Here is a 16,162-nt window from a genome sequence, read left to right on the forward strand (position 1 = left end):
ACTTAAGCCCGGCTATCAGGGCTTCTGGCACACATTAAAAAAATAATCAGGCATTCACGACATGACACTCTTCTCCAGGGCGGCGACGCCATGCTAAAGCTCTTTCGGCCCAAGGCCGACTTGCGCAATCTGATCGCCCTGCTGGTGATTGTCAGCATTGTTATCACGCTCGCGAATACGCTCTACGCCACCTGGCGGGTGCAGCGCCAGGTACTGATTGACACCACACTTGAGGCTAACCGGGCCTATGCCGCCAAGCTGGCCTCAACCAGTGAAATCTTTTTCCAGCTGGCGCAGTCACAGCTGCACTACAGCGCCAACCAGCTAAGCCGTGATTTTAATAATGAAGAGCTGCTGAATAGCGAAGTCAATCGTCTGCGTGAGCAGACCACCAGTTTCAACTCGGTGGCCGTGGTGGATGAGCAGGGCGCGATCAAAGCGATCTCGCCCGAATCCCTGACGCTGAAAGGGATGCGTGTCACCAGTGACGCCTCCCGCGAAGCGCTGACGCTGCGGCAGCCGATCATCAGTAAACCGACCCTTTCTGCAGCCAATAATCTGCTGGTGTTTGTCTCCTGGCCAATCTGGAGTCCCGATGGCGACTATCTGGGTTACATCGGCGGCACAATCTATCTGAAGAAAAAAAGCATTCTGAATGCGTTACTGGGTGAACAATTCTACCGTGATGGCACCACGGTCTATGTGCTCGACAGTAATAATGAGGTGTTGTATCACCAGAATCGTCAGCTGATTGGTAAAGTTCTGCCCGCCATCGTCAGTCCGCGTGACGAGAAGACCAATGGCTCGCTGATGCTTGCGGGTGCAGGTGAGTCCACGCAGCTGGCGGGCTATGCCGTCGTGCCGACCACCGGCTGGACGGTGGTGGCGCTGAAGCCGATTAACGTCACGCTGAACCCGCTCTCAGGCCTGTTAATGAAAGTCCTGAAAAACTCGGTGCCGTTCGCGTTGCTGACCCTGCTGGTTGCGTTGGTGCTGGCACGGCTGATTGCCCGCCCGCTGTTCCAGCTGGCCCGCAAAGCCAGCCGGATGGATGCGCAGGGCGTATCAAAAGAGATTGGCGGCATCAGTGCCTGGTATTTTGAGGCGGCGCAGGTCAAGCGCGCGCTGCTCACCGGCATCGGACTGGTGCAGGATAAGATCGGTCGTCTGAGTTCGGAAGCCCAGACCGATCCCCTGACTCAGTTGCTGAATCGGCGTGGTCTTAATGCGGTACTGGAGTATTACCGCACGCTACGCCAGCCTTTCTCGGTGCTGGCGCTGGATATCGATCACTTTAAAAACGTCAACGATAGCTGGGGCCACGATGTGGGTGACCGGGTAATTCAGCAGGTCGCTAGCACACTGCGTGCCAGCGCCCGTCAGTCTGACGTGGTGTGCCGCAACGGCGGAGAGGAGTTTCTGATGCTGCTGCCGGGAACGGCGCTGGATGAGGCGCAGATTATCGCCGAGCGCGTGCGACTGGGTATTGCAGAAGCCTGGCTCACCGACGTGGGACGCATTACCTTGTCTATCGGCGTCGCGGCCTGGAATGGTTCGCAGGATGCCGGGCTTGAAGGCAGTTTAAAACAGGCGGATGCGGCACTCTATGAGGCGAAAAATGCCGGGCGCAACTGCGTTATCGTGGCCGCCGCGTAATCGCGTGAACTCAGAGTATTTCGCAACGGCAGGATAAAAACGGGCGGGGAAGAGGCAGCTAAGCAGGGCGCGGCGTTAAGGCTACCGCGCCCCTCAACATCAGGCTGACTTGACGTAATCCAGCACCATGTCGTGGTGATTCGAGGTCTTAAAGTTATCAAACACTTTTTCGATCCTGCCCTCAGCATCTATCAGGAAGCTGATGCGATGAATGCCATCATAGGTTTTCCCCATAAACGTTTTTTCACCCCAGACGCCAAACGCCTGGCAGACTTCATGGTTTTCATCGGAGAGCAGGGTAAAGTTCAGCAGCTCTTTTTCGACAAACTTTGACAGTTTTTCCGGTTTGTCGGTGCTGATGCCCAGCACTTCCACGCCCGCTTTTTTCAACTCATCCATGTTGTCACGCAGACCGCACGCCTGCACGGTGCAGCCTGGTGTCATCGCTTTCGGGTAAAAGTACACCAGAACGCGCTGTCCCTGGAAGTCGGTCAGATTCACGTGTTCGCCGTCCTGATCGGGCAGGCTAAATGCGGGTGCAGTATCTCCGGCTTTCAGTGGATTCATCACATCTCTCCATTTTCTTATTCAGGCTGTGGGTAATACACCATCCGGTCAGAAACGGCCAGAGGGAAAATTACCATCAGGGGGTATTTCACCACATAGCCGATCACCTTTCAGTGGCAGTAATGTGGAGAAATAACTCCGGTTAATTGACCAAAGCTTAGCGTACCGCGCTTACAGATTCGCTGCTGTCGGCATCTGACACACTGTAAAGACGCAGCGTTCCCTGGGCATTCAGCTCCTGACACAGGGTATTAAACGCCTGCTCAAACGGGGTGCCACTGGTTCGCGTCGGACTGTGAGCGGTCATTTGAATATAGAGCGTAGGTGGCAAATTGTGTTGCGCTGGCGTAATGCGCGACACCAGTTCGGCCACATTCATCTGATGCTTATCGATAAGATCGGTAAAGCGTTCAATAATATGCGGCGAATCAGCCACCTCAACCTGAATGAACGCGGTGTCGGGCATCGGCGGACGGAGCCGGGCATTGGTGCGCTTCATGACGATCAGCAGTTCCAGTTCTGCCCCTTTCAGTGGCAGGGTCGATTCAATCAGCGTGATCGCGTTCCAGCTGCCCGACAACAGCATGATAAAGGTGAACTCATCCCCAAGCATGGCAAGACGGCTATCTTCAATATTGCAACCGCAGCTGCTGACGTGTCGGGTAATGGTGTTGACGATACCCGGACGGTCAACACCGAGCGCGGTGATCACCAGATGATGGGGCTGAGATTGCGGCAAAATGGCTTTTCCTCTGCTTTCGCTAATAACCATAAGGTAAACATAAAAAAAACTGCTGACAAGCGCGGGAATGGCGTGGCTGGCTTGCTTTTCCCTAAGTGTAAAACGTACCATGAAGCACTTGTTTGTCGAGGGGATCGCCAATGTTTACGGGAAGTATTGTTGCACTCGTTACGCCAATGGATGACAGCGGTAATGTCTGCCGGTCGAGTCTGAAAAAACTGATTGATTATCACGTCGCCAGCGGCACCGCGGCGATCGTTTCCGTCGGCACCACAGGCGAATCTGCTACCCTGAGCCATGAAGAACATGGTGATGTGGTGATGCTGACCCTGGAGCTGGCCGATGGCCGTATTCCGGTGATTGCCGGAACCGGGGCAAACGCCACCGCTGAAGGCATCTCTCTGACTAAGCGTTTTGAAAATTCCGGCGTTGTGGGTTGCCTGACCGTGACCCCATATTACAACCGTCCGACGCAGGAAGGGCTGTTCCAGCACTTTAAAGCGATTGCGAATAGCACCAGCCTGCCACAGATGCTGTATAACGTTCCCTCGCGTACCGGTTGTGACATGCTGCCGGAAACCGTTGCCCGCCTGGCCGAAATCAAAAATATTATCGGAATCAAAGAGGCAACCGGGAACTTATCGCGGGTTAGTCAGATCCAAGAGCTGGTTAATGAAGATTTCATTCTGGTGAGTGGCGATGACGCGACTGCGCTGGACTTTATGCAACTGGGCGGCAAAGGCGTCATTTCGGTGACGGCCAACGTGGCTGCGCGCGAAATGGTCGAACTGTGTCAACTCGCACAGCAGGGCAATTTCGTCGGGGCACGCCGCCTGAATCAGCGTCTGATGCATCTGCACCAGACGCTTTTCTGTGAACCCAATCCTATCCCGGTGAAATGGGCTGCGAAACAGCTAGGATTAATCGCTAACGACACGCTGCGTCTGCCAATGACGCCACTGACTGCAGCCGGCCAGCCGAAAGTGGAGCAGGCGCTGGTGAAAGCGGGTTTGCGATAATTTAGGGAGTTTGAATGAATTACTCAGTAAAGCGGTCAACAGTAGCCACAGTGGTGGGGCTTTCTACCCTGATGCTGTTGTCGGCCTGTTCAAGCGATCAGCGTTATAAGCGCCAGGTCAGCGGTGACGAATCTTATCTTGAAGCCAGTCAGTTAAATGAACTGAAAGCGCCTGCCGGAATGATCCTGCCGGTGCAGCGTGGTGATTTCGACGTGCCGCGCACGACCAGTCAGGCACCCACCGGCAAGCAGCTCGACATCCGTCCGCCAGCCCAGCCGCTGGCGCTGATGAACGGCACCCGCGCTCAGTTCAGCAACAATACCGGCGCGCTGATGATTGATAACAGCCGCGGTTCAGTCTGGTCGCAGGTCGTCAACGTGGTGCAGTCATACAAATTCCCGATTGCCTCCCGTAATGATGCAGGCCAGCAGCTGACGACGGACTGGGTGCAGTGGAACCGTGCTGATGAAGATCAGCAGTATCGTGGCCGCTACCAGATCAGCGTGCAGTCGCAGAGCTATCAGCAGCAGTTAACCGTTCGTCTGCTGGAGCTGCAGCAGGACGGTAAAACCATTACCTCGCCTGTGCAGATCCAGCGTTACACCGCGCAGATGCTGAATGACATCAGCACCGGTATGGACAAGATTGATACGGCGAGTGAAAACGCGGCCTCTGGTCGGGTGAATGGGTCCATTGACGTGCAGAGCGGTGCAGATGATACCGGCCTGCCACTGCTGATCCTGCGTACGCCATACAACGTGGCATGGCAGCGTCTGCCCGATGCAATGAAACGCGTCGGGATGGAAGTGACCGACACTACCCGCTCAACCGGCAGCATGAAGGTGACCTACAAGTCACTGAGCAGCAGCGACTGGGATTCAGTCGGTGCGAAAGATCCGGAATTACCAAACGGTGATTACAAAGTGCAGGTCGGCGATCTCGACAACCGCACCAGTCTGCAATTCATCGACCCGAAAGGGCATGTGCTGACCCAGTCGCAGAATGATGCGCTGGTGGCCGTGTTCCAGGCGGCGCTGAACAAATAAAGTTGCCCCAGGCCGGAGATTCTCCGGCCTTTTTATTTTGTTTTTGGCATAATAGCGCGCGGCGAAGTAAACGATTGCGTCAAGGCAATCGCCGCAGCGGCACTGGCCGCTGAACACCCGTTATTTCAAGTCTGGAGTGAACAAGATGCAAAAGCGAGCTGAGTTGTATCGCGGTAAAGCGAAAACCGTATACAGCACCGATAACCCGGATCTGCTGATACTCGAATTCCGCAACGATACATCAGCAGGTGATGGCGCCCGAATCGAGCAATTTGATCGCAAGGGAATGGTTAACAACAAGTTTAACCATTTTATCATGACTAAATTGCAGGAAGCGGGTATCCCGACCCAGATGGAAGCGCTGCTGTCAGATACTGAAGCGCTGGTGAAGAAGCTGGAGATGGTGCCGGTAGAGTGCGTGGTACGTAACCGCGCCGCAGGCTCGCTGGTAAAACGTCTGGGCGTGGAAGAGGGCATTGTGCTCAATCCGCCGCTGTTTGATCTTTTCCTGAAAGATGATGCAAAGCATGACCCGATGGTCAACGAATCCTACTGCGAAACCTTTGGCTGGGTCAGCAAACAGAACCTGGCGCGGATGCAGGAGCTGACCTTTAAAGCCAACGAGGTGCTGAGCAAACTGTTCGACGATGCGGGCCTGATTCTGGTCGACTTCAAACTGGAGTTTGGTCTGTTTAACGGCGAAGTGACGCTGGGCGATGAGTTTTCGCCAGACGGTGCGCGCCTGTGGGACAAAGAGACGCTGGATAAAATGGATAAAGACCGTTTCCGCCAGAGCCTCGGCGGCGTGGTGGAAGCCTATGAAGCGGTTGCACAGCGGCTGGGCGTGAAGCTCGACTGAGTTTGCCTGCCGCGCAGAAAGAAAAAGGAGAGCCCCGGCTCTCCTTTTTTCATTTCAGGGTAAAGCTGGTGATTGCTGCCTCACACAACTAAAATCATGCCATCTGAAAAAATGACTGAGGGAATACAGCATGCGCTGGCAAGGGCGTCGCGAAAGCGACAATGTAGAAGACCGTCGCGATCAATCGTCCGGTTTAGGCGGCGGAGGCCGCCAGATTCGTCTGCCGCGTGGTAAAGGCGGTATTGTGCTGCTGATTGTCGTGGCTATCGCGGGTTATTACGGTTACGACCTGACCGCACTGCTGACAGGTGGCGAAGTTGCACCGACCAGCCAGCAGCAACAGCGCAGCGTCAGCGCCAATGATGATGAGGCTGCGAAATTCACGAAGGTGATCCTGGCCACCACGGAAGACACCTGGGGCAAACTGTTCCAGCAGATGAACAAACAGTATGTGGCACCAAAGCTGGTGATGTATCGCGGCGCAACCCGCACCGGCTGTGGTACCGGACAGTCAGTCATGGGGCCGTTCTACTGTCCTGCCGATCAGACCGTCTACATCGACCTCTCTTTTTATGACGAGATGAAAACCAAGCTCGGCGCGGACGGTGACTTCGCCCAGGGCTACGTCGTCGCGCATGAAGTTGGCCACCATGTCCAGAAACTGCTGGGCATTGAACCGAAAGTGCGTGAGATGCAGCAGGGCGCCAGCCAGACGCAGGTCAATCAGCTCTCCGTCAAAATGGAACTGCAGGCGGACTGTTTTGCCGGTGTCTGGGGACACTATATGCAGCAGGAAAATATCCTTGAAGCGGGCGATCTGCAGGAAGCGCTGAATGCCGCCGAGGCAATTGGCGATGACCGCCTGCAGCAGAAAGGTCAGGGCCGCGTGGTGCCGGACAGCTTCACCCACGGGACGTCTGAGCAGCGCTACACCTGGTTCAAGCGCGGTTTTGATGGTGGCAATCCAGGACAGTGCAACACCTTCGCCAGCAACTGATGAGTCTGCAGCATCTTACGCAGCTTATGCAGCAGGCCGGTGTGCGTCGTCTGGCGGTGATCAGCGGCGACCCGGCCTGGTGTTTACTACGGGCTGCGGCGTGGCGTGAAACGCTGACCGGAGACTGGCTGGAGTTGAGCCCGGAACCGCTGTTCTCTGCTTCAGATATAGGGCCGGGTCAGTATAAAACGCCTGTCCTGCACAAACAGCCTGCTGCGGTGCGCACGCTGCTTGGCCGTGAATTTCGTCATGCCCTGTTTGACGCCCGTCAGGGCTTTCATGCCGACGCTTTCGCTGCGCTGGCTGGCACGCTCACCGCCGGTAGCTGGCTGTTACTGCTGGTGCCGCCCTGGGAACAGTGGGCGCAGCAGCCTGACAGCGACAGCCTGCGCTGGGCCGATGTCGCTGAACCCATCGCCACCCCTTATTTTGTTCACCACCTGCAACAGCTGATATTAGCGGATGACCAGGTGCTGCTGGAGCGGCAGCATCAGCCATGCCGGTTTCCGGCGCAGCCGGACTGGCCGCAGTGGCACTGTCAGGCACCGCAGCAGCAGCAGGCGATACTCGCTCAGCTAATGAGGCTGCCAGCGGGGGTTGCCGTGCTGACCGCGCCTCGCGGACGCGGTAAATCGGCGCTGGCGGGCATGCTGGCACGAATGAACGGACATTGTCTGGTGACGGCTCCGGCCAAAGCCTCAACGGAGGTGCTGAGCACCTTTGCCGCTGACGCTTTTCACTTTATGGCACCCGATGCGCTGCTGGCGCTGGAGACGCCGCCGCAGGCGGAATGGCTGATTGTGGATGAAGCGGCGGCGATCCCGACACCGCTGCTGCAGGCGCTGGTCAGTCGATATCCCCGCGTATTGCTCACCACCACCGTACAGGGCTACGAAGGAAGCGGGCGCGGGTTTATCCTTAAATTCTGCGCCGGGCTTCCTGATGCACACTATTTTACGCTCGATGAGCCGCTGCGCTGGTCGCGTTTCGATCCGCTGGAGCAGTGGCTGAACCAGGCGCTGCTGTTTGACGATACCGCCGCACCCGCACCCGATTGCCCTGTAACGCCTCATCGTGTTGAGCGCCACGATTTCGGTGCGCTGGAGGCCGCGTATCGTCTGCTGACCAGTGCGCACTATCGTACCTCGCCACTTGATCTGCGCCGCCTGCTGGATGCTCCGGGCATGCAGCTGTGGCGGGCCGGTGATGCGCCGGCGTTACAGGGCGCGCTCTGGCTGGTGGAAGAGGGCGGTCTTGAACCTGCACTGGCACAGGCGGTCTGGGCGGGCACCCGGCGACCCCGCGGGAATCTGGTGGCGCAGTCGCTGGCAGCCCACGCCGGTCTGGCTGAGGCGGCGACATTGCGCTCGCTGCGCATCAGCCGTATTGCCGTGGCGGCGGAGCGACGTCGTCTGGGAACCGGACAGCAACTGGTTGCGGCAGCGGCCAGTGCGGCCGCCGGATATGACTACCTCTCCGTCAGCTTCGGCTACACTGAATCTCTCTGGGCGTTCTGGCGCGCCTGTGGCTTTAGCCTGGTGCGGATTGGCAGTCAGCGCGAAGCCAGCAGCGGCTGCTACGCGGCGATGGCCATGTTGCCCTGTTCTGCTGCGGGTGAGGCATTGCAGCACCGCGCGGCAGAACAGCTGGCGCGAGACTGGCCGCTGTTGCGCCAGCATATCGCACTGGAACTGCAGTTTGATCAGGTTACTGACGACGGATTGACCGCGCAGGATATCCATCTGGCGGCGGGTTTTGCCTGGGCGCAGCGGCCACTGGAAGCGAGCCTGCCGGTGTTGCAGCGTCTGGTGCAGGCCAGTTCAGCCTCTTTACCGCTGCTGGCTGCGGCGGTTGCCACACCCACAGCCCTGGGCGAACTGGCCCGGCAGGCGGGAGTGAGCGGGCGCAAAGCGCTGATAGCTAAGCTGCGTCAGCAGGCGGCAGCGGCCCTCCAGACACTGGGCGTTGATGCGGCCTTGCTGCACCTGCCGTTGAAATAATTCGACCAGCTGGTTCAAATTATCCTTATATGATTTTGTGCCAGGCGGCGTAGAGTGAATACAGGAGGTCAACATGACACTGAAATATGTAATCGTTCAACAGCCTGCCACTACAGCGCAGCTGTTTCTGCTCTACCATGGCGTTGGCGATAATCCGGATTCAATGGGCGAGATTGGCAACTGGTTTGCCCGAACGTTTCCCGACGCGCTGGTGGTGTCCGTCGGCTCGCCTGGTGCGGGTCGTCAGTGGTTCGGCGAAACCGACCTGCACGATCAGACCGTCCAGCAGCGGGTTGATGCGGCCATGCCGCAGTTTGTTGAGTCTGTGCGCCACTGGCAAAAAAAGAGCAGCGTGCGGCCGGAAGCGACAGCGTTAATCGGCTTTTCGCAGGGCGGCAGTATGGTGCTGGAAGGGGTTAAGGCGCATCCGGATCTGGCGGGCCGCGCGGTGGTGTTTAATGGCCGGTTTATCACCCTGCCGGAAAAGGCCAGTACCCGCACCACCATTCACCTGATCCACGGTGATTATGATGAGCAGATCCCGCTGCATCATGCGCAGCAGGCGGAGCAGCGGCTGACCGCCTGCGGTGGCGATGTTACCCTGGATATCGTTGACGATCTGGCGCACGCCATCGATCACCGCAGCATGGAGCTGGCGCTGAATCATCTGCGTTATACGGTGCCAAAACGCTATTTTGATGAGGCGTTAAGCGGCGCAAAACCGGGTGACGATGATGTTATCGTGATGATGTAAAAAAGCCCCTGCGTAGCAGGGGCATTTCAGACTGCTGACAACGCCGAATCGGGGTAATCCCACCGCCACGCATAAATTCAACACGCAGGGAACACGGTCAGAGGAGGAAAGCGTCCCGCGCCAGGGAATGGCTTTAGCGACTTTCCGATCTGACCGTGTTCTCTGCGCAAGCTCGATCTTAACGCTGATGAGAGCTGACTTTGTGAAGAACCATAAAAAAGCCCCTGCTATGCAGGGGCTTTTTCGTTTACTTTTTCTTCGGCCAGTTGTCGTCGTCATCCCATTTATCGTTGAAATCACGATGCGGCGGCAGGTCAGGTTTGTTATCCATAAATTTTTTATGATCGATGCGTTTCAGATCTTTATAAACGTTCATCAGCACGCCAACCATCAGCAGGATCACCAGGATCCACCAGTAATCTTTAATAAATTCCATTTGCTGCTCCTTAGAACCGCCGTCAGGCGATCAGTTGTTCCATGATGCGTTGGTACATCCGGCTCAGCATCTGCAGGTCGGAGGCTTTCACACACTCATTGATTTTATGAATGGTGGCATTCACTGGCCCCAGTTCCACCACCTGTGCACCCATCCGGGCAATAAAGCGGCCATCGGAGGTTCCGCCCGTGGTCAGCAGCTGCGGCTTAATTTCATTATAGTGCGCTACAGCTTTCACGACGGCATCAACCAGCTTACCGCGCGTGGTCAGGAAGGGCTGGCCAGAGAGTTTCCACTCAATGGTGTAACGCAACTGGTGACGATCCAGCAGCTCTGCGACCCGCTGACGAATCATCTCATCGGTGAGTTCGGTGCTGAAGCGGAAGTTAAACTGCACAAACAGCTCGCCGGGGATCACATTGTTACTGCCGGTGCCCGCCTGGACGTTGGCAATCTGCATGCTGGTCGCCGGGAAGAACTCATTCCCCTGATCCCACTCGGTCGCGACCAGCTCGTTCAGCGCCGGCATCGCCCGGTGAACCGGGTTATCCGCCAGATGTGGATAGGCGACGTGGCCCTGCACGCCATGCACCATCAGGTTAGCGGTGATCGAACCGCGACGGCCATTTTTTACCACATCACCCACCACTTCCGTGCTGGAGGGCTCGCCGACCAGGCAATAGTCAAGCCGTTCGCGGCGCGCCATCAGCCGCTCAACCACTTTAACCGTGCCGTTGGCCCCGCTGGCCTCTTCATCAGAGGTAATCATAAAGGCGAGTCGCCCTCGGTGATTGGGACGCACTGCAACAAAACGTTCGGCAGCCACCACCATTGCCGCCAGCGATCCTTTCATGTCGGCCGCGCCGCGACCGAACAGCATACCGTCGCGGATGGTGGGTTCAAACGGCGGATTAATCCAGCGGCTGGCATCGCCAGGCGGCACCACATCGGTGTGACCGGCAAACGCCAGCGTTTCACCTTCGCCACGGGTGGCCCAGAAATTCAGGGTGTCGTCGATGTTCATCGTTTCAATCTTAAAGCCAATGGCTTCAAGACGGGCGATCAGCAGAGCCTGACATCCGGCATCATCGGGGCTGAGAGAGGGGCGACGAATAAGCTGCTGCGTCAGCTCAATGACCGGGCAAAACATATTATGACTTCTCCTGGATAGCATTCTGATAGGTGGCTTCGCTGAAACCGGCGAGCAGGGAGCCATCCGGGGCGCGCAACAGCGGACGCTTAATCATGGCGGGATGCGCCAGCATCAGCGCTTTGGCGCTGCTGGCATCGGTAACCGCGTCGCGATCACTCTCAGGCAATTTACGCCAGGTGGTGCCCCGGGTGTTAAGCAGAGCCTGATAACCCAGTGCATCGATAAACTCCTGCAGCAGGGCATCGCTCAGGCCATCCGCACGGTAGTCGTGGAAGTGATAGTCAACGCCTGCGTCTGTCAAAAAGCGCCGGGCTTTTTTTATGGTGTCGCAATTTTTAATCCCGAACATCACCCACTGCGTGCTCATGGCCCGATCCTTATTGTCCTGTGAGAAGTGAAAGCTGAAAAAAGCAGCCAAAGTGCGAGTTTACCATAGTGTGATCTGTTGCGGCATCTGCCACGGCGCGGGAAACGGGCCGCAGGGCACGGCAGCGAGGTCATCGTCTGGCATCGGGTAAACGCTATCAATTTCGTAGCTAATCATTACCCTGCTTATCAATAAGAGCTTAGGAATTTCGCCATGTTGATAAAATAGTCTACCGCTGGGTTTAAAATAAATTATTTTCAACGGGGTTAAGGAGTTGCTGAAGTGTGCGTCAGCTTGCAAAACCAGCAACATTCATGTTTTTATGACGGTTGCCGATAGATATAACAGGTGTAAACGTATTCACCTGTATAAAAAAAGCGCGTAATATTGCCAGCACAATAAGAGAGGGCATTATGATTGACACTGAAATGGGAACCTGGAAAGAATTTATCGAAGCGATGTTACGCAACAAGTAACGCGCGAAGAAAAAAGCAGGTTAATCCCGCTTGCTGGAATTCTTACCACACACAGAAATAAGGCGGCCACTGATATCAGTGACCGCTTTTTATTTGCGCCTCTATTTAGTCGAGCGGCTTCTCTTTGAGCGGGAAGCGGCGGCGTACCAGCACAAAGAACAGCGGCACAAAAAAGATCGCCAGCAGTGTGGCAGAAATCATTCCGCCCATCACACCGGTTCCCACGGCATGCTGGCTGCCGGAGCCCGCTCCGCTGCTGATCGCCATGGGCAGTACACCAAAAATAAAGGCCAGCGAGGTCATCAGAATCGGCCGCAGACGCTGACGCGATGCCTCCAGCGTAGATTCCACCAGCTCGCGTCCACGGCTGTTGATCTCATTAGCAAATTCTACAATCAGGATGGCGTTTTTGGCGGATAACCCCACTACCGTCAGCAGGCCAACCTGGAAATAGACATCATTTTCCAGCCCACGCATCCAGGTGGCGATTAGCGCGCCGACCACGCCCAGCGGCACCACCAGCATCACCGAGAACGGGATCGACCAGCTTTCATACAGCGCGGCCAGGCAGAGGAAGACCACCAGCAGCGAAGTCGCATAAAGTGCCGGCGCCTGCGAACCGGAGAGCCGCTCCTGATAAGAGGCACCGGTCCACTGAAACCCGACGCCAAGCGGCAGGGCATTAACCAGTTTTTCCATCTCATCCATCGCCGTGCCGCTGCTGACGCCGCTGGCCGCTTCACCGACAATCTCCAGCGACGAATAGCCATTGTAGCGTTCAAGACGCGGGGAACCGGTCTCCCAGCGGCTGGTGGCAAATGCGGAGAAGGGCACCATTTTGCCGCTGCTATTGCGCACGTACCATTTGTTGATGTCGTCTGGCAGCATGCGGAATTCAGCGGCGGCCTGCACATAGACCTTCTTCACCCGGCCACGATCCAGGAAGTCATTCACGTAGCTGGAGCCCCACGCAGTGGTCAGGGTGTCGTTGATGGTATCCAGCGACACGCCCAGCGCCTGCGCTTTACGTGCATCAACATCGATCTGCAGCTGCGGGCTGTCATCCAGTCCATTGTGTCGTACCCGCGACAGCGCGTTGTCATTGCCCGCCATCTCCAGCAGTTTGTCACGCATCGCCATCAGTTGGGTATGACCGACGCCCGCGTGATCCTGCAGTTGCAGGTCAAAGCCGGAGCTGCTGCCCATGCCGGTGATGGCTGGCGGGCTGCTGGCAATCACCCGACCCTCTTTGATCTTCTGGAATGCCTTCGTCGCGCGATCGATAATCGCGAACGAGGTGCGATCCGCACCGGGCCGCGCTTCCCAGTCTTTCAGCCGCACAAACAGACGCGCCACGTTTTGTCCATTGCCGCCCGGACCTGCGCCGATGGTGGAGAAGACCGACAGCACATTGGCCTTCTCCTCGGTGAGATAATAGTTTTCGACTTTGGCGACGACGCTGGCAGTTTGCTCAAGCGTCGCGCCTGCCGGAAGCTGAACCTGCGTCAGGAATACGCCGCGATCTTCCAGCGGCAGAAACGACGTCGGCAGACGCAGAAACAGAAAGGCCATCAGGCCGATGATGCCGAGATAGAGCAGCAGCCAGCGACCGCCCTTGCGCAGGATACCCGCGACCCCGTGCTCGTAGCGGTCAGCATTGCGATTAAAGTGACGATTGAACCAGCCGAAGAAGCCGCGACGCTCAGGCTGCTCGCCCTGCGCCACGGGTTTGAGCAGCGTGGCACAGAGCGCCGGTGTCAGGATCATCGCCACCAGCACCGACAGCACCATCGCCGACACAATGGTAATTGAGAACTGACGGTAGATGGCGCCGACGGTGCCGCCGAAAAACGCCATCGGAACAAACACCGCAGAGAGTACCAGCGCGATGCCCACCAGCGCGCCCTGAATCTGGCCCATCGATTTTCGGGTGGCGGCACGCGGCGAGAGTCCCTCTTCATGCATGATACGTTCAACGTTTTCCACCACCACGATGGCATCATCCACCAGCAGCCCGATCGCCAGCACCATGGCAAACATGGTCAGTGTATTGATGCTGAACCCGCAGGCATAGAGCACGCTGAAGGTGCCGAACAGCACTACCGGCACCGCAATAGTAGGAATTAAGGTAGCGCGGAAGTTCTGCATAAACAGGTACATCACGCCAAATACCAGCACAATCGCCTCCAGCAGCGTCTTCACCACATCGGTGATTGACGCTTTAACGAAAGGGGAGGTTTCATAGGCGATTTTTGCTTCCAGACCGTGTGGGAAGTAGTGGGACAGCTCCTCAATGCGCGCCCGCACCAGCTTATCGGTGTTCATCTCGTTGGCACCGGACGCAAGTTTCACCCCCAGGCCTGACGCGGGCTGGCCGTTGTAACGACTCAGATAATCATACTTCTCAGCGCCCAGCGCCACGCTGGCGACATCGCCCAGCGTCACCACCGAACCATCGGGATTGTTCTTCAGGGTAATCGCCCGGAACTGCTCAGGGGTCTGCAGCATCGACTGGGCGTTGACCGTGGCGTTAAGCGCCTGTTTCTCCACCGACGGCAGGCCACCCACCTGACCCACGGCAACCTGGGTGTTCTGCGACTGGATTGCGCTGACCACATCTTCCGTGGTCAGCGAGTAGGCGATCAGTTTATTGGGATCGAGCCAGATACGCATCGCATATTGCGAGCCGTAAGCATCAACCTGGCCGACGCCATCAATACGGCTTAGCGGATCCTGAATATTACTGGCGACATAGTCTGAAATATCCTGCTTATCCATGCTGCCGTCGGTTGAAACGAATGCCACCATCAGAATATTACTGTCACCGGTTTTATTGACGGTCACACCCTGCGACTGCACCGCCTGCGGCAATTTGCGCAGTGCGGATTGCAGCTGGTTCTGTACCTGCTGACGGGCTTCATCGGGATTGGTCCCGGCGGTAAAGGTGAGGGTGATCTGTGCCTGGCCGGTGTTGCTGCTGTTAGAGGACATGTACATCAGATTATCGATGCCGGTCATGTTCTGCTCGATCACCTGGGTAACGGTGTTTTCCAGCGTCTGGGCGGATGCGCCCGGATAGTTAGCGGTGATGCGCACGTTGGGCGGTGCCAGATCGGGGTACTGTTCAATAGGCAGCGAAATAATCGAAAGCGTGCCACACAGGCACAGCAGAATCGCCAGAACCCAGGCAAAGATAGGGCGGTCGATAAAGAAATTCGACATTAAATCGACACTCCTCACTACTTTTATCGTTGGTCAGGCCCACCAGCAACGGGCGCTCTGGCAGGAAAATCGGCGGGTCTTTGCCATGATTCTCCGCCGCCGTTTACTCTACGTGCGGCAGCGGGGGAAATCGTGGAGAAATTGAGGAGAAAATGTAAATTCGTTGGCTATTTGCGGCTTTCAAGCCACATCACCGTAGCGGCGACGCGTGAGCGGACATCCAGTTTCCGCAGCAGGTTACGAATGTGCACTTTTACCGTCTCTTCAGAGATATGCAGAATAGCGGCAACCTCTTTATTCGACAGTCCACGCGCCACCTCCTGCAGCACATCCCGTTCGCGCTCGGTGAGCTGACGCAGAGGATCGGCACTGTGCTGGCGATTAGCCAGATAGCGGGTGACGCCCTCGCTGAAGACCTTTTCGCCCCGTGATGCCTGCAGGATATGCGCCAGCAGGACCTCCGGCTCGCTGTCCTTGAGCAGATAGCCGTCAGCACCGGCATCCACCATGGCAAAAATATCGCTGCGGGCGTCAGAGACGGTCAGCACCAGAATGCGCGAGCTGATCCCTTCATGGCGCAGCGCCTTCAGCGTATCCAGTCCGGACATGCCTTTCATATTCAGGTCGAGCAGAATGATGTCCGGTTCCTGATGACGGGCCTCCGCCAGCGCTTCAGTGCCGTTGCTGGCTTCGGCGATCACCTCCAGCCGGGGATCCAGCGCCAGCAACTGACGGACACCGCGGCGCATCAGCGGATGGTCATCCACAATCATCAATGTTAATGCGGGCTGTTGCATATTTTCTCCGTTTCATCGGTTTCAGACTGCGGCAGATCAGACGGTATTGTTCAGGGACAACACCCTGTTCT

General features: G+C 56.9%; 14 protein-coding genes. 7 read left to right on the forward strand and 7 right to left on the reverse strand.

Going from position 1 to position 16,162, the window contains the following annotated elements:
• Positions 1–90: 90 nt before the first annotated feature.
• Positions 91–1,656, forward strand: coding sequence for a sensor domain-containing diguanylate cyclase (locus ACR8BN_RS05370; protein ID WP_031592571.1), 1,566 nt, complete (start codon positions 91–93; stop codon positions 1,654–1,656).
• A gap of 99 nt (positions 1,657–1,755) precedes the next feature.
• Here the strand turns inward: ACR8BN_RS05370 and bcp are convergent, their stop codons facing one another.
• Positions 1,756–2,223, reverse strand: coding sequence for a thioredoxin-dependent thiol peroxidase (gene bcp, locus ACR8BN_RS05375; RefSeq protein ID WP_010260016.1), 468 nt, complete (start codon positions 2,221–2,223; stop codon positions 1,756–1,758).
• A 157-nt stretch (positions 2,224–2,380) separates the two neighbouring features.
• A complete protein-coding gene (locus ACR8BN_RS05380; RefSeq protein WP_010260011.1) occupies positions 2,381–2,962 on the reverse strand; it encodes a glycine cleavage system transcriptional repressor in 582 nt (193 codons plus the stop codon).
• A gap of 143 nt (positions 2,963–3,105) precedes the next feature.
• On the opposite strand from ACR8BN_RS05380, the gene dapA reads away from it, so the two are divergent.
• The 6 genes from dapA (at position 3,106) to ypfH (ending at position 9,640) form a co-directional block, all read left to right on the forward strand.
• Positions 3,106–3,984 (forward strand): 4-hydroxy-tetrahydrodipicolinate synthase, encoded by an 879-nt coding sequence (gene dapA, locus ACR8BN_RS05385; RefSeq protein WP_115757922.1) that lies wholly within the window; start codon positions 3,106–3,108, stop codon positions 3,982–3,984.
• Between the two features lie 14 nt (positions 3,985–3,998).
• Positions 3,999–5,030, forward strand: a complete 1,032-nt coding sequence (gene bamC, locus ACR8BN_RS05390) for an outer membrane protein assembly factor BamC (protein ID WP_434747386.1) — start codon at positions 3,999–4,001, stop codon at positions 5,028–5,030.
• Positions 5,031–5,175: 145 nt separating this feature from the next.
• Complete coding sequence (purC, locus tag ACR8BN_RS05395) at positions 5,176–5,889, forward strand: phosphoribosylaminoimidazolesuccinocarboxamide synthase (protein WP_010260002.1); 714 nt, start codon at positions 5,176–5,178, stop codon at positions 5,887–5,889.
• 130 nt (positions 5,890–6,019) lie between these two features.
• Entirely contained in the window at positions 6,020–6,886 is an 867-nt protein-coding gene (gene ypfJ, locus ACR8BN_RS05400) for a KPN_02809 family neutral zinc metallopeptidase (protein WP_010259999.1), read from the forward strand.
• Positions 6,886–8,886: a tRNA(Met) cytidine acetyltransferase TmcA gene (locus ACR8BN_RS05405; protein WP_434747574.1), complete on the forward strand. Its 2,001-nt coding sequence runs from the start codon at positions 6,886–6,888 to the stop codon at positions 8,884–8,886. The genes ypfJ and ACR8BN_RS05405 overlap by 1 nt, the downstream gene beginning before the upstream one ends.
• A gap of 73 nt (positions 8,887–8,959) precedes the next feature.
• A complete protein-coding gene (gene ypfH, locus ACR8BN_RS05410; protein ID WP_031592573.1) occupies positions 8,960–9,640 on the forward strand; it encodes an esterase in 681 nt (226 codons plus the stop codon).
• Between the two features lie 247 nt (positions 9,641–9,887).
• Here the strand turns inward: ypfH and ACR8BN_RS05415 are convergent, their stop codons facing one another.
• The 5 genes from ACR8BN_RS05415 to narL all read right to left on the reverse strand — a co-directional run bounded on the left by ACR8BN_RS05415 (position 9,888) and on the right by narL (position 16,091).
• The gene (locus tag ACR8BN_RS05415; protein WP_003848800.1) at positions 9,888–10,076 is read right to left on the reverse strand and encodes a YpfN family protein; all 189 of its coding nucleotides are present in this window, start codon (positions 10,074–10,076) and stop codon (positions 9,888–9,890) included.
• Positions 10,077–10,098: 22 nt separating this feature from the next.
• The gene (dapE, locus tag ACR8BN_RS05420) at positions 10,099–11,226 is read right to left on the reverse strand and encodes a succinyl-diaminopimelate desuccinylase (RefSeq protein ID WP_010671351.1); all 1,128 of its coding nucleotides are present in this window, start codon (positions 11,224–11,226) and stop codon (positions 10,099–10,101) included.
• Between the two features lies 1 nt (position 11,227).
• Positions 11,228–11,596 carry an ArsC family reductase gene (locus ACR8BN_RS05425; RefSeq protein ID WP_031592574.1) on the reverse strand — a complete coding sequence of 123 codons (369 nt, stop codon included), beginning with the start codon at positions 11,594–11,596 and terminating at the stop codon, positions 11,228–11,230.
• 581 nt (positions 11,597–12,177) lie between these two features.
• Positions 12,178–15,294 carry a multidrug efflux RND transporter permease AcrD gene (gene acrD / locus ACR8BN_RS05430; RefSeq protein WP_434747387.1) on the reverse strand — a complete coding sequence of 1,039 codons (3,117 nt, stop codon included), beginning with the start codon at positions 15,292–15,294 and terminating at the stop codon, positions 12,178–12,180.
• Between the two features lie 167 nt (positions 15,295–15,461).
• On the reverse strand, positions 15,462–16,091 hold the full coding sequence (gene narL, locus ACR8BN_RS05435) for a two-component system response regulator NarL (RefSeq protein ID WP_010259976.1): 630 nt from the start codon (positions 16,089–16,091) through the stop codon (positions 15,462–15,464).
• Positions 16,092–16,162 lie beyond the last annotated feature (71 nt).

Origin of the sequence: Pantoea sp. Lu_F5_004, from assembly GCF_051136245.1 — a bacterium.
Classification (GTDB): domain Bacteria; phylum Pseudomonadota; class Gammaproteobacteria; order Enterobacterales; family Enterobacteriaceae; genus Pantoea; species Pantoea agglomerans.